The sequence below is a fragment of the Streptomyces pseudoechinosporeus genome (genome assembly GCF_054783935.1).
In genome coordinates, this window is record NZ_BAAGPS010000002.1 from 78,096 (window position 1) to 90,518 (window position 12,423).

Consider the following 12,423-nt stretch of genomic DNA (forward strand, 5'->3'; position numbering starts at 1 on the left):
AGGCTGGGGGAGGCTCGTCAGGCACGTACGCGAAAAACGCAGGTCAGCGCGGCGCCTGGTTCCGTCGGGTCAGCCACAGCACTCCGGCAGCTCCGGCGAGGAGCACCGTGCCGCCGAGCGTGCCGAGGGCGATCGCGGAGTCCTCGGGGCCGGTCTGCGGGAGCTCGGCGCCGGAGTCCGCGCCGCTCTGCGTGCCGCCCTCGGGGGAGGTCTCCGACGAACCGCCGCCGCCACCACCTGCGGCCGTGACGTCGAGGCTCAGCGCGGGTCCCGGATTGTTGCCGGGCTCGCAGGTGGTCGTCGTACCGAGCGCCTTGATGGTGAGCACGCCCGGCGTGAAGGTGACCTCGCCGCTCTTGGACGGCGTGTACGTACCGCTCAAGTCGCTGATTTTGATGGGGGTGTTGGCGGGGATGGCCTCGGCGTTGGCCGGGCCCTTCACCGTGAGCGTGCCGCTCTCGGCGCCGCCCAGCTTGATGGTGGCGCTCGGGTTCATCGCGCCCTTGCCCAGTTCCACCGGGCTGGACGAGACGCCCTTCTGCCAGGACATGGTGATCTTGTAGCCGCTGCCGCTCTCGGCACTCTTGATGTCGATGGGCGAGACGGCGGACTTGTCACCGATCGGCGTCTTGCAGTTGTACTCGACGTCGACGACCTCGGCCCATGCTGCGGGGGCGGCCATCAGCACCGCCGAGCCGGCCAGGGCCGCGGCGAACGCGAGCGCGGCGGTTCGTTTCTGGTACGTCCGGTATGACACGGTCCCCTCATTCCTGACGGCACATCAGATCGGCCGTCAAGGTACGCCCGGGGCCTTGTGGAGGGAAGACAAAGGACGCGCCGGATCTCGATCGATCCGCCGCGTACGGAGAAGGGTTCGAACCTGCGGTAACCCTTGGTGGGAGTTACTTCGGGCTAAGCGGGCGCCCCGAGCTCCGCCCACACCGTCTTGCCCGCCACCCCTGGAGCCCGGACAACCCCCCAGTCCAGGCACAGCCGCTGCACGATGAACATCCCGTGGCCGCCGGGGCGTCCGGCGCGGTGCGGGGTGCGCGGGGCGGGCTGGCCGGTGCCCCGGTCGGAGACCTCGACGCGCAGCACCTTGTTGTCGCAGGCGATCCACAGCTCGTCCGGGCCCTCGGCGTGCAGGCAGGCGTTGGTGACGAGCTCGGAGACGACCAGCAGCACATCCTCGGCGGCGGCCCGCCGGTCGGCGGTCGCGGCGGGCAGCCAGCCCCATGCGTACAGCGCCTGGCGGGCGAAGTCGCGGGCGAGGGGGACGACTCCGCTCGCGCCGTCGAGGTTGAGCCGACGGACCTGACGGGCGGCCGGGCGCGCGGACCCGTCGTCTCTGGCCTCCCCCGAAGCGCCGCAGACGCCCGCATCCGGGTCGCGGTCGCCCGGCGGGTAAGGCCGGGTGGTGCTCATCAGCGCTTCACCTCACCGATTCACCAGTTCGCGATTCAGTTCGCGACTCAGGACTCAGGACATCCAGAAAGCTCAGGACACTCGGGATCCGGGACTGCCGCGCGCTTGCCGTTGGCCTTGTTGACATATTCAGGGTGTCTCCTGCCCGGCCGAACCGTCAGAACACCCACTGATTCGGCATGGACACTGTGACGCTGGTAACGCGCCGATCACATAGAGACAACTGAGCCATAACTTCGCGCACCGCAGTCAGACGGTTACTCACCCGGGGGCCGCTTCGAGCGTGTCATGCGCACTTCTCTTACTCACGCAGAGCCGCGTCGAGCGTGTCGTGCACGGTGAAGACAGCCGCCGCGCCGGTGATCTCGAAGACCCGGGCCACCACCGGAAGCATCCCGGCCAGATGGACCCCGCCGCCCGCGCCCTCGGCCTTGAGCCGGGCGCCGAGCAGCACGTTCAGCCCTGTGGAGTCACAGAACTCGAGCCTCGAACAGTCCACGACGAGGCGCGTGAACCCGCGCTCGAGGCAGTCCTCGAGGGGTTCTCGCAGCAGATCGGCGGTGTGGTGGTCCAACTCACCCGCCGGAGTCACGACGGCACTGAGGCCCTCTTCCCGCACCTCGACCAGAAGCCGGCCCGATTGCGCGCTGCCGACCGTCCCGCGGTCCATGCCGTCTCTCTCTTCCGACCGTCGTGGCTGTTGATTGACGCTCTTGAACACTACGCCTTCCCTACGACCACGACTCCTGTCGTGCGGTTCCTTCCCTACGACCTCTCTACGACCCTGCCACACCTGAACAACCGCTCAGACTCGGACATTTCTCCAGCAAGCGCACTTGCGGTGGGCTGACGAAAGCGGGTAGGGCTAGTAGGGACACGAATCAACACGGCCGGCTTTGGAGGCGCCGCACACCGCAGTGCACGTATTGGCATCGGCGGCCATATGCCGAGAACGATGGAGGACATCATGTCACCCCGGCTCGACGCATCGCAGACCCCCCAGGCGACGTCGACACCCTCTCCAGAACAGGCGGATCCCGTCGAGGAGGACCTCGACGGACTCGTCGGCCTTCCGGAGATCCCGCCGTACGACGAGGTGGGGCCGGTGGACGCACGGGCCCTGTCCAAGACCCTCTTCGAGCGGCTGGAATCCCTGGAAGAGGGCACGCACGAGTACTCCTATGTACGCAACACCCTGGTCGAACTGAACCTCGCTCTGGTGAAGTTCGCGGCCTCCCGGTTCCGCTCCCGCAGCGAGCCGATGGAGGACATCATCCAGGTCGGCACGATCGGCCTGATCAAGGCGATCGACCGCTTCGAGCTCAGCCGTGGCGTGGAGTTCCCGACCTTCGCGATGCCGACCATCGTCGGCGAGATCAAGCGTTTCTTCCGCGACACCAGTTGGTCGGTGCGGGTACCCCGCAGACTCCAGGAACTCCGCCTGGACCTGGCCAAGGCCGGCGACGAACTGGCCCAGCAACTGGACCGCGCTCCGACAGTGGGAGAGCTGGCGGATCGCCTGGGCCTGTCGAACGACGAGGTCGTCGAGGGCATGGCCGCGTCCAACGCCTACACCGCATCTTCACTTGACGCCCAGCCGGAGGAGGACGACTCCGAGGGCGCCCTGGCCGACCGCATCGGCTACGAGGACCACGGCCTCGAAGGCATCGAGTACGTCGAGTCCCTGAAGCCCCTGATCGCCGAACTTCCTTCCCGTGACCGGAAGATCCTCTCCCTCCGCTTCGTCGCCAACATGACCCAGTCCGAGATAGGCGACGAGCTGGGCATCTCCCAGATGCATGTGTCGCGCCTGCTGTCCCGGACGCTGGTGAGGCTGCGGAAGGGTCTGACAGTCGAGGAGTAGCGCTCCGCCGCAGGTGTCTCCACCGGAGGTGGCTCCGCCGCATGTGGCGGTGAAGCTTGTTGATGGCGCCCGTACGAGGTCCCGCTGGTCGGGGCCCAACGGGCGCCATCGTCGTGAACAAGCCACGCACGACATGGTTACTGGCGGAAACCCCTACCCTCACCGGCCTCCTTCCACCACTATGGCCCAACCCCATACCGATCGGTACGCCGAGGTGCCGACGGTGGCGAAGGCGGGGGCAAGAGGGAGGCACGGGGATGACTCGGGCGCATCAGGGCGACGAGAACCGCACAGGAGCAGCAGGCGGAAAGGCGGGTGTGGGCGCCGGCCCGCACACCAGCACGCCCGACGAGCAGCTCACCGCACTGATACGCGCCGACACCTCCACCGCGTACCCGGCGCTGCGCGAGCTGCGCCTGCGGCACCGGCCCGCCGTGCTGGCGTACGCGCGGCTGTGCACCATGGATGAGCCCGGCGCACGCCGGCTCACGGCCCAGGCGTTCGCGCTGGCGGCCCGCGAGACGGCGCGCGGCGTCGAGCCGCGCGGACCGTGGCGGCACAAGCTTCTGCTGCTGGTCACGCGCGTGGCCGCCGCATGGGCCACCGACGACCGCGGCAACCGCCTCCATCCGGACCTGCTGACCCACCTGCGCGAGACGGGCGCCGACGACCGCGAACCGCCGATGCTGACGGCGTTCCAGGGCCTTCCGACCCGCGTCCAGGGCCTCGTCTGGTACACCGTCGTGGACGAGGAGCCCGACGCCGGAGCGGCCGTCTACCTGGGATTCACGCCCCAGGACGTGACGTACGGGAAGGAGCCGGCCTTCCAGGCGCTGCGCCAGGCCTGTCTGAAGGGCCGGCTGGCCAACTCCGGCAATCCGCGCTGCCAGGGCTTCCGGCGACTGATCGAGGAGGCGGTACGCCCCGATCATCCGCGGTACGGACTGGATCTGGACGCCCACATCACGCTGTGCGCGCACTGCGCCGCCGCGTATGAGGAGCAGTGCGCGCTGCGGGACACCCCGCGTACCGCGTTGGCCGACGGGCTGCTGGTGTGGGGCGGCGCGGCCTACGCCTCGGACGGATCCACCGCGCCTGGTCGCGCTTCCCGGCGCGCCCGGACTGCCAGGCACTCCCGGACCCGGACCACCGCGGCAGCGGCCTGGCTGCCGTCGCGACGCTTCGCGCTCGCCTCGGCCGCGCTCGGCATCGCGGTGGCGCCTCTGCTGATGTACTTGCTCTCGTCGAACAGTTCACAGCCCCAACGCGCCGCCAACTCCGTACTCCCACCCGCGCGGCCGCCCGCGGTGACAGTGACGCCGACGATCTCGGCGACGTCGTCCCCGTCGCCTTCACCGACGCGCAGGACCAAGTCCCCTGAACCGACGAGGACTTCGAAGCCCCCACAGCCCTCCAGGACGCCGCACCCCTCGCCCACTCCCGAGAAGCCGAAGCCCCCCGCACCCCACCCGCCCAACGGCGCCTACGCCCAGGTGGTGAACGCCGGGTCGGGCCTGTGCCTGGACATCGACGGCGACCCGCAGAACGGCACGGACGTCGACGCGGCCACCTGCACGTCCTCTCGCGACCAACGGTGGCGGGTCGACTCCGGGCGCGGTGTGCTGCAGTCGTACACATACCCCGACTACTGCCTGGACAGCCGTGGCTCTGTTGGCCGGGGCGTCGGCATCTGGGAGTGCGACTCGGTCGAGGGCCCCAACGGCCGGAACCTGACGTTCACCGTGGACGGCGACGGCGTGATCCGTCCGGCGATCGCCCCGGACCACGCGGTGACTGCGTACGGGAACCGCCTCGTCCTGGTTCCGGCGCAGGGGCGGGACGACCAGCGGTGGACGGCGGGGGCGGCTCCCGCCTGATGTCGCACCTGGCCTCGTGCTGGTCAGACCTCGCGGACACCTCGCCGCCACACCTCGCTGACCAGCGGTACGCCCGGCCGGTACGCCAGATGCACATGGCTCGGTGCGTCGAGGAAGGCCAGGTCGGCGTACGCGCCCGGGGTGAGGCGGCCGATGTCGTCGCGGCGGAGGGCTGCCGCGCCGCCGGCGGTCGCCGACCAGAGCGCCTCGTCCGGGGTCATCCTCATGTCCCGTACCGCGAGGGCGATGCAGAACGGGACGGAGGACGTGAAGGACGAGCCCGGGTTGCAGTCCGTGGAGAGGGCGACCGTGGCGCCGGCGTCGAGGAGGCGGCGGGCGTTCGGCCACTCGGCGCGCGTGGAGAACTCGGCGCCGGGGAGGAGGGTGGCGACCGTGGCGCTGTTGGCGAGGGCGTCGATGTCCGCGTCCGTGAGGTGCGTGCAGTGGTCGGCGCTCGCGGCGTCGAGTTCGACCGCGAGCTGGACGCCGGGGCCGTACGAGAGCTGGTTGGCGTGGACGCGCGGATGCAGGCCCTTCGCCTTTCCCGCCGTGAGGATCGCGCGGGCCTGGTCACCGTCGAAGGCGCCCTTCTCGCAGAAGACGTCGATCCAACGGGCGTACGGGGCACAGGCGTTGAGCATCTCGCCGGTGACGAGGGCCACGTACGCGGCCGGGTCGTCGGCGTAGTCGGGGCTGACGATGTGCGCCCCGAGGAATGTCACCTCGTCGGTGTGGCGGTCGGCGATGCGCAGGGCGCGGGACTCGTCCTCGACCGTCAGGCCGTAGCCCGACTTCGTCTCCAGCGTCGTCGTGCCCTGGCGGAGGGCCTCTGCGAGGTAACGGGTGAGGTTCGCCTCCAGTTCCTCGTCCGTGGCGGCGCGGGTGGCGGCGACCGTCGTACGGATGCCGCCCGCGCTGTAGGCCCGGCCCGACATACGGGCGTTGAACTCCTGTGTGCGATCGCCCGCGAAGACCAGGTGCGAGTGGGAGTCGACGAAGCCCGGGATCACCGCCCGGCCGCCCGCGTCGACCCGATTGTCAGTGGCGGGTGCTTTGCTTGATTCACCGGTCCATGCGATGCGGTCGCCGTCGATGACGACGGCCGCGTCCTGGATCAGACCGAGGGGGGATCCGTCACCCAGGGAGGGGTCGTTGGTGACCAGCGTGGCGATGTTGGTGATGACGGTGGTCGGGGTGCTCGTCGGGCTGCTCATGTCGTCCTCGCGGGGGCGCGGTTCGGCGGTCGTCGTCAGGCGCGCAGGGCTTCGACTGCCTGCGCGAGGGCTTGCGGCACATCCGGTACGAGCGTGTGCGCCCCGTCTCGTACGACGTGACGGCCGGCCACGATCGTGTGCCGTACGTCCGCTGCTGTCGCGGCGAATACGGCCGTCTCGGCGCCGAGCCTTGGCAGCGGCCCCGCTGTTCTGACCGAGTCGAGCGCGATCGTCGTGAGGTCGGCGAGCGCGCCGGTCTCGATGGTGCCCGCGTCGTCCCAGCCGAGGGCCGCGTGGCCGTCGGCCGAGGCCGCCCGCAAGAGGGCAGCCGCCGTCCAGTGACCGCGCGTACGAGTGCGCAGGCGCTCGTTCAGCTCCATCGCGCGCGTCTCTTCGAGCAGGTCGATGACGGCGTGGCTGTCGGAGCCGAGGGAAAGCGGCGAGCCGGCTTTCTGCAGGGCGGCGGCGGGTCCGATGCCGTCGGCCAGGTCGCGTTCGGTGGTGGGGCACATGCACGTGCCGGTCGTGGAGTCGCCGAGCAGCGCGATGTCCTCGTCGGTGAGGTGTGTGTTGTGGACGCCCGTCGTACGCGGGCCGAGCACACCGTGGTCGGCGAGCAGCCGGGTGGGTGTGCAGCCGTGCGCGGCCCGGCAGGCATCGTTCTCCGCCGTCTGCTCGGACAGGTGCACATGGAGCGGGGCCCGCCGCTCCTCGGCCCATCGCGCCACCGTGGCCAACTGCCGCGCGGGCACGGCCCGTACGGAGTGGACGGCCGCACCGATCCGCAGGTGATCCCGGTCCTTGAGAACTGAACAGCGTTCCGCCCAGGCGTCCGCGTCCCCGTCGGAGAAGCGGAGTTGGTGGGTGTCGGGCGGCTGTCCGAAGCCGGAAGAAAGGTAGGCGGTGTCGAGGAGGGTGATGCGGATACCGGCTTCGGCAGCGGCGTCGATGAGCGCCTCGCCCATCGCGTTGGGGTCGGCGTAGAGGGTGCCGCCTGGGGCGTGGTGGACGTAGTGGAACTCGCCGACGCAGGTGATGCCGGCGAGCGCCATCTCGGCGTACACCGCGCGGGCGAGGGCGTGGTAGGTCTCCGGGGTCAGTCGGTCGGCGGTGGCGTACATGACCTCGCGCCAGGTCCAGAAAGTGCCGGAACCGACCTGGACGGTGCCGCGCAGGGCTCGGTGGAAAGCATGCGAGTGGGCGTTCGCCAGGCCCGGCAGGGTCAGTCCACGCAGGATCTCGGCGCCCGGTGGCGGGCTGTCGATGCCCGTACGGACGGCCTCGATCCGGCCGTCGGCGACCTCGACGACCACGCCGGGCTCGACGAACGAGTCGAGCCAGGCGTGCTCCAGCCAGTACGTCTGCGTCTGCGTCACGTGCGGGCCAGCCCTTCCAGTACGTCGGCGAGTGCGAGCACTCCGGCCACGCAGTCGTCCTCGGTGGCGTACTCGGCCGGGGAGTGCGAGACGCCGGTGGGGTTGCGCACGAACAGCATGGCGGTGGGGATGGTCCCGGAGAGGATTCCGGCGTCGTGTCCGGCACCGGTGCCCAGGACGGGCACGTTCAGGTGGTCGCCCGCCGTCCCGAGGATGCGGGCGAGTTCGTCGCGCAGGGCGTGGTCGAACTCGACGACGGGGGTGAACGACTCGCGGACGACGTCGAGTTCGATTCCGTGGGCGTCGGCGTATTCGTGGGCCGCCTGCTCGATGCCGGTGACGACGGTGTCGAGGGTCACCTGGTCGGCAGCGCGGGAGTCGAGCCAGCCGCGGACGAGGGAGGGGATGGCGTTCACGCCGTTCGGCTCGACGGAGATCTTGCCGAAGGTGGCGACGGCGCCTGCGAGTTGGGCCTCCCGCCGGGCCACGAGCACGGTCTCCGCGTACGACAGCATGGGGTCGCGGCGGTCCACGAGCCGAGTGGTCCCCGCGTGGTTGGCCTCACCGCGGAAGTCGAACCGCCACCGCCCGTGCGGCCAGATGGCACTGGCGATACCGACTCGGTCGCCGGTCAGGTCCAGGGCGCGGCCCTGCTCGACATGCAGTTCGACGAACGCGCCGATACGGGCCAGGCGCTCCGGGTCCGCCCCGATGGAGTCCGGGTCGAACCCGGCGGCCTCCATCGCCTCCGGCAGGCTGACACCGTCGGCATCCTTGAGCCGATGCGCCTGCTCGACGGTGAGCTCTCCGGCCGCGAGCCGCGACCCCACACAGGCCAGCCCGAAGCGGGCACCTTCCTCGTCACCGAAGTTCACGATGGCCAGGGGCTTGCTGAACTGCACGTTTCTGCTCCGCAGTTCGTCCAGCGCGGCGAAGGAGGACACGACGCCGAGGGGACCGTCGAAGGCGCCGCCATCGGGCACCGAGTCGAGGTGGGACCCGGTGACGACAGCGTCCCCGGCAGCGGGATCCCCGAGCCAGGCCCACTGGTTCCCGTTCCGGTCCACCTCGTACGCCAGCTCCCGCGCCCGGGCCTGCTCCTCGAACCAGGCCCGACACTCGGCATCGGCCCCGGTCCAGGCGAACCGCCGGTATCCACCGGAGTCGGGGTGCCGCCCGATGGGCTCCAACTCGCGCCACATCTCGTGGAACGAAGAAGGGGTCGAGCTCTTGGCGCCGCCCGGCACCTCCAGCCCGTCCGGCGCTTGAGGACGAGGCCGTTCAGGCCGATCAGGGGTCTGGGGGCGGAGCCCCCAGCGGGGCCCAGGGGCAGCGCCCCCAGTTTCGGGAAGGGGTGGGGTGGGGGAAGAATCCCGCCCCCCACCGGCCGGCAGGCTCACTCGCCCTCCCGCATAGGCACCCGCACGCCCCGATCGTCCGCCACCGACTCCGCGATGTCGTACCCGGCATCCACATGCCGGATGACACCCATACCCGGGTCATTCGTCAGCACCCGGCGGATCTTCTCGCCGGCCAGCGCCGTGCCGTCGGCCACGGACACCTGCCCCGCATGGATGGACCGCCCCATCCCCACCCCGCCCCCGTGGTGAAGGGAGACCCAGGACGCCCCCGACGCGACGTTCACCATGGCGTTCAGCAGAGGCCAGTCGGCGATCGCGTCGGAGCCGTCGAGCATGGCCTCGGTCTCGCGGTACGGGGAGGCCACGGAGCCGCTGTCGAGGTGGTCGCGGCCGATGACGAGCGGGGCCTGCAACTCGCCGCTCGCGACCATGTCGTTGAAGCGCTCGCCCGCCCGGTCACGCTCGCCGTAGCCGAGCCAGCAGATACGCGCCGGAAGCCCCTGGAAGTGCACCCGCTCACCGGCCATCTTGATCCAGCGGTGGAGGGATTCGTTCTCGGGGAAGAGATCGAGGATCGCCTTGTCCGTCTTGGCGATGTCCGAGGCCTCACCGGACAGCGCGGCCCAGCGGAAGGGTCCCTTGCCCTCGCAGAACAGCGGCCGGATGTAGGCGGGGACGAAGCCGGGGAAGGCGAACGCCCGCTCATAGCCGACGAGTTGGGCCTCGCCGCGGATGGAGTTGCCGTAGTCGAAGACCTCGGCACCGGCGTCCATGAAGCCGACCATCGCTTCCACATGGCGGGCCATCGACTCGCGGGCGCGGGTGGTGAAGCCCGCCGGGTCCTTGGCCGCGTAGGAGGCCATGTCGTCGAAGTCCACGCCGAGCGGCAGGTAGGACAGCGGATCGTGGGCCGAGGTCTGGTCGGTGACGATGTCGACGGGGGCGCCCTCGGCGAGCATGCGCGGCAGCAGCTCGGCGGCGTTGCCGAGCAGGCCGATCGACAGCGGGCGGCGGGCGTCACGCGCCTCCACAGCCAGTTGGAGGGCGTGCTCGAGGGAGTCGGCCCGTACGTCCAGGTACCGGTGCTCGATACGGCGCTCGATCGCCCGCGGGTCGCAGTCGATGCAGATCGCGACGCCGTCGTTCATCGTCACGGCGAGCGGCTGGGCGCCGCCCATGCCACCGAGCCCGGCGGTGAGCGTGATCGTCCCGGCGAGCGAACCGCCGAACCGCTTCGCGGCGACCGCGGCGAACGTCTCGTAGGTGCCCTGCAGGATGCCCTGCGTACCGATGTAGATCCACGAACCGGCCGTCATCTGGCCGTACATGGTGAGTCCGAGCTGCTCCAGGCGCCGGAACTCCTCCCAGTTCGCCCAGTCGCCCACCAGGTTCGAGTTGGCGATGAGCACGCGCGGCGCCCACTCGTGGGTCTGCATGACGCCGACGGGGCGGCCGGACTGGACGAGCATCGTCTCGTCCTGCTTGAGGGTGCGCAGCGTACGGACCATGGCGTCGAAGGAGCGCCAGTCGCGGGCGGCCTTGCCGGTGCCGCCGTAGACGACGAGCTTGTCGGGGTGCTCGGCGACCTCGGGGTCGAGGTTGTTCTGCAGCATCCGCAGGGCGGCTTCCTGCTGCCATCCCAGGGCACTCAGTTCCGTACCGCGCGGTGCTCGGACAGGGCGTGGTCCTGACATGGGCTGCCTCCTGGCGGGCTGGTGGATGCTCCGGCGTTGCAGTCGGTCTCTGCAATCAGTCACCGCAATCGGTCATTGCAGTCGCTCATTGCAGAGATATTCACATCCTGACTTCATGAATAGAGCTAGTCAATACGCACCCTGCTTCGGTGTCGGCACGGGGCGGGTGTTTGGCTGGACGCATGGCGACATACACCGGGGACACGGGCACATCGGACGAGACGCCGGAAGCGGCGTCGAACGGGGGCGCGCGGCGGGACGAGGCCGTCCGCGCGGCCGTGGAACAGGGGCTCGTGAACTCCGACACCCCCATCATCGGACTCCTCGACATCACGGGCATCCGCAGCTCGGCGGCGGCACTCCGCACGGCCTTCGAGGCGGTGGTCGCACCGGGCACGCCGGTGCTGCACGCGTTCGCGGTGAAGGCGACCCCGCTCGTGCCGGTACTGCGGCTGCTGCACGAGGAGGGCATCGGCGCGGAGGTGGCGAGCGCCGGCGAACTGGCTCTCGCCCGCGCGGCCGGGGTACCCCCGTCCCGTACGGTCCTCGACTCCCCGGCCAAGACCCCGGCGGAGCTGCGGGAGGCGCTGGCCCTCGGTATCGCGGTCAACGCGGACAACCCGCAGGAGCTGGCCCGTATCGACGGCCTGGTCCAGTCGGCGACGACCCGGTCGCCCCTCGGGCTGCGGGTGAATCCGCAGGTCGGCGGAGGTTCGATCGAGGCGCTGTCCACGGCGACGGCGACCTCGAAGTTCGGTGTGGCGCTGCGGGACGAGGGGGCGCGCGAGTGGGTCGTACGGGCGTACCTGGACCGGCCGTGGCTGACCCGGCTGCACGCGCACTCCGGTTCGCAGGGGATGCCGCTGGAGCTGATGGCCCGCGGGGTGGCCGAGACCTACGGGCTCGCCGAGGAGATCAACGAGCGTGCCGGGCGGCGGCAGATCGACACGCTCGACATCGGCGGCGGGCTGCCGGTGAACTACGCGTCGGACACCCAGAGCCCGACCTACGCGGAGTACGCGCGGCTGCTGGACCGGACCGTGCCGGGGCTGTTCGACGGGCGGTACGGACTGGTCACGGAGTTCGGGCGGTCGCTGCTCGCCAAGCATGGGGTGGTGCTGGCGCGGGTCGAGTACGCGAAGACGGCCGGCGGGCGCGCGATCGCGGTGACGCACGCGGGCGTGCAGGTGGCGGCCCGCACGGTGTACGCGCCGGCCTCGTGGCCGCTGCGGGTGGGGGCGTACGACGTGAAGGGGCGCCCCAAGACCGGGCCCGCGGTCGTGCAGGACGTGGCAGGCCCCGCGTGCTTCGCGGGTGACCTGCTGGCCGAGGGGCGTGCGCTACCGCTGCTCGAACAGGGCGACTACGCGGCGGCGTTGGACACGGGAGCGTACTACTTCGCGCACCACTACGCGTACAACTCGCTGCCGCGGCCGGGGATCTACGGGTTCGGGCCGGACAGGGAAGGCGGGGTGCGGTTCGCGACCGTACGGACGCCGCAGACTCTGGAGGAGATCGTGGCGGAGTCGGGCGGGCGTCATGCGGGGCGTTTGTCGGACCTGTAGCGGCACGGCGCATACGCATACGGCGCACTCCGGCGCACAGGAGTGTG

Annotated in this window: 10 protein-coding genes; 3 read left to right on the forward strand and 7 right to left on the reverse strand. The window is 70.5% G+C overall.

Translation table 11 applies throughout. The annotated features are described in order from the left end of the window. Positions 1-43: 43 nt before the first annotated feature. The 3 genes from ACYVO6_RS02795 to ACYVO6_RS02805 form a co-directional block, all read right to left on the reverse strand. Positions 44-757, reverse strand: a complete 714-nt coding sequence (locus ACYVO6_RS02795) for an LPXTG cell wall anchor domain-containing protein (protein ID WP_461056827.1) — start codon at positions 755-757, stop codon at positions 44-46. Between the two features lie 155 nt (positions 758-912). Next, positions 913-1,425 (reverse strand): ATP-binding protein, encoded by a 513-nt coding sequence (locus ACYVO6_RS02800; protein ID WP_461056829.1) that lies wholly within the window; start codon positions 1,423-1,425, stop codon positions 913-915. A 301-nt stretch (positions 1,426-1,726) separates the two neighbouring features. After that, on the reverse strand, positions 1,727-2,095 hold the full coding sequence (locus tag ACYVO6_RS02805) for an STAS domain-containing protein (RefSeq protein WP_461056831.1): 369 nt from the start codon (positions 2,093-2,095) through the stop codon (positions 1,727-1,729). Positions 2,096-2,392: 297 nt separating this feature from the next. On the opposite strand from ACYVO6_RS02805, the gene ACYVO6_RS02810 reads away from it, so the two are divergent. After that, positions 2,393-3,289 (forward strand): RNA polymerase sigma factor SigF, encoded by an 897-nt coding sequence (locus ACYVO6_RS02810; RefSeq protein ID WP_461056833.1) that lies wholly within the window; start codon positions 2,393-2,395, stop codon positions 3,287-3,289. Positions 3,290-3,546: 257 nt separating this feature from the next. Then, complete coding sequence (locus tag ACYVO6_RS02815; RefSeq protein WP_461056835.1) at positions 3,547-5,166, forward strand: ricin-type beta-trefoil lectin domain protein; 1,620 nt, start codon at positions 3,547-3,549, stop codon at positions 5,164-5,166. Between the two features lie 23 nt (positions 5,167-5,189). Here ACYVO6_RS02815 and hutI read toward each other — a convergent pair whose 3' ends face one another. The 4 genes from hutI to hutU all read right to left on the reverse strand — a co-directional run bounded on the left by hutI (position 5,190) and on the right by hutU (position 10,811). Beyond that, the gene (gene hutI / locus ACYVO6_RS02820; protein WP_461056837.1) at positions 5,190-6,380 is read right to left on the reverse strand and encodes an imidazolonepropionase; all 1,191 of its coding nucleotides are present in this window, start codon (positions 6,378-6,380) and stop codon (positions 5,190-5,192) included. Positions 6,381-6,415: 35 nt separating this feature from the next. Then, the gene (locus ACYVO6_RS02825; RefSeq protein WP_461056839.1) at positions 6,416-7,756 is read right to left on the reverse strand and encodes a formimidoylglutamate deiminase; all 1,341 of its coding nucleotides are present in this window, start codon (positions 7,754-7,756) and stop codon (positions 6,416-6,418) included. Continuing rightward, the gene (locus ACYVO6_RS02830) at positions 7,753-8,958 is read right to left on the reverse strand and encodes an allantoate amidohydrolase (RefSeq protein ID WP_461056841.1); all 1,206 of its coding nucleotides are present in this window, start codon (positions 8,956-8,958) and stop codon (positions 7,753-7,755) included. The genes ACYVO6_RS02825 and ACYVO6_RS02830 overlap by 4 nt, the downstream gene beginning before the upstream one ends. A 194-nt stretch (positions 8,959-9,152) precedes the next feature. Beyond that, complete coding sequence (gene hutU / locus ACYVO6_RS02835; RefSeq protein WP_461056843.1) at positions 9,153-10,811, reverse strand: urocanate hydratase; 1,659 nt, start codon at positions 10,809-10,811, stop codon at positions 9,153-9,155. Between the two features lie 182 nt (positions 10,812-10,993). Between hutU and ACYVO6_RS02840 the strand changes: the two genes are divergently transcribed. Continuing rightward, entirely contained in the window at positions 10,994-12,376 is a 1,383-nt protein-coding gene (locus ACYVO6_RS02840; protein WP_461056845.1) for a type III PLP-dependent enzyme domain-containing protein, read from the forward strand. Positions 12,377-12,423: the final 47 nt, after the last annotated feature.

Bases quoted from the DNA above. Each gene is read 5' to 3' on its own strand.
- ACYVO6_RS02815 (WP_461056835.1), top strand. From the start codon at position 3,547: ATGACTCGGGCGCATCAGGGCGACGAGAACCGCACAGGAGCAGCAGGC.
- ACYVO6_RS02800 (WP_461056829.1), bottom strand. From the start codon at position 1,425: ATGAGCACCACCCGGCCTTACCCGCCGGGCGACCGCGACCCGGATGCG.
- ACYVO6_RS02840 (WP_461056845.1), top strand. From the start codon at position 10,994: ATGGCGACATACACCGGGGACACGGGCACATCGGACGAGACGCCGGAA.
- ACYVO6_RS02810 (WP_461056833.1), top strand. From the start codon at position 2,393: ATGTCACCCCGGCTCGACGCATCGCAGACCCCCCAGGCGACGTCGACA.
- hutI (WP_461056837.1), bottom strand. From the start codon at position 6,380: ATGAGCAGCCCGACGAGCACCCCGACCACCGTCATCACCAACATCGCC.
- ACYVO6_RS02830 (WP_461056841.1), bottom strand. From the start codon at position 8,958: ATGTGGCGCGAGTTGGAGCCCATCGGGCGGCACCCCGACTCCGGTGGA.
- hutU (WP_461056843.1), bottom strand. From the start codon at position 10,811: ATGTCAGGACCACGCCCTGTCCGAGCACCGCGCGGTACGGAACTGAGT.
- ACYVO6_RS02805 (WP_461056831.1), bottom strand. From the start codon at position 2,095: ATGGACCGCGGGACGGTCGGCAGCGCGCAATCGGGCCGGCTTCTGGTC.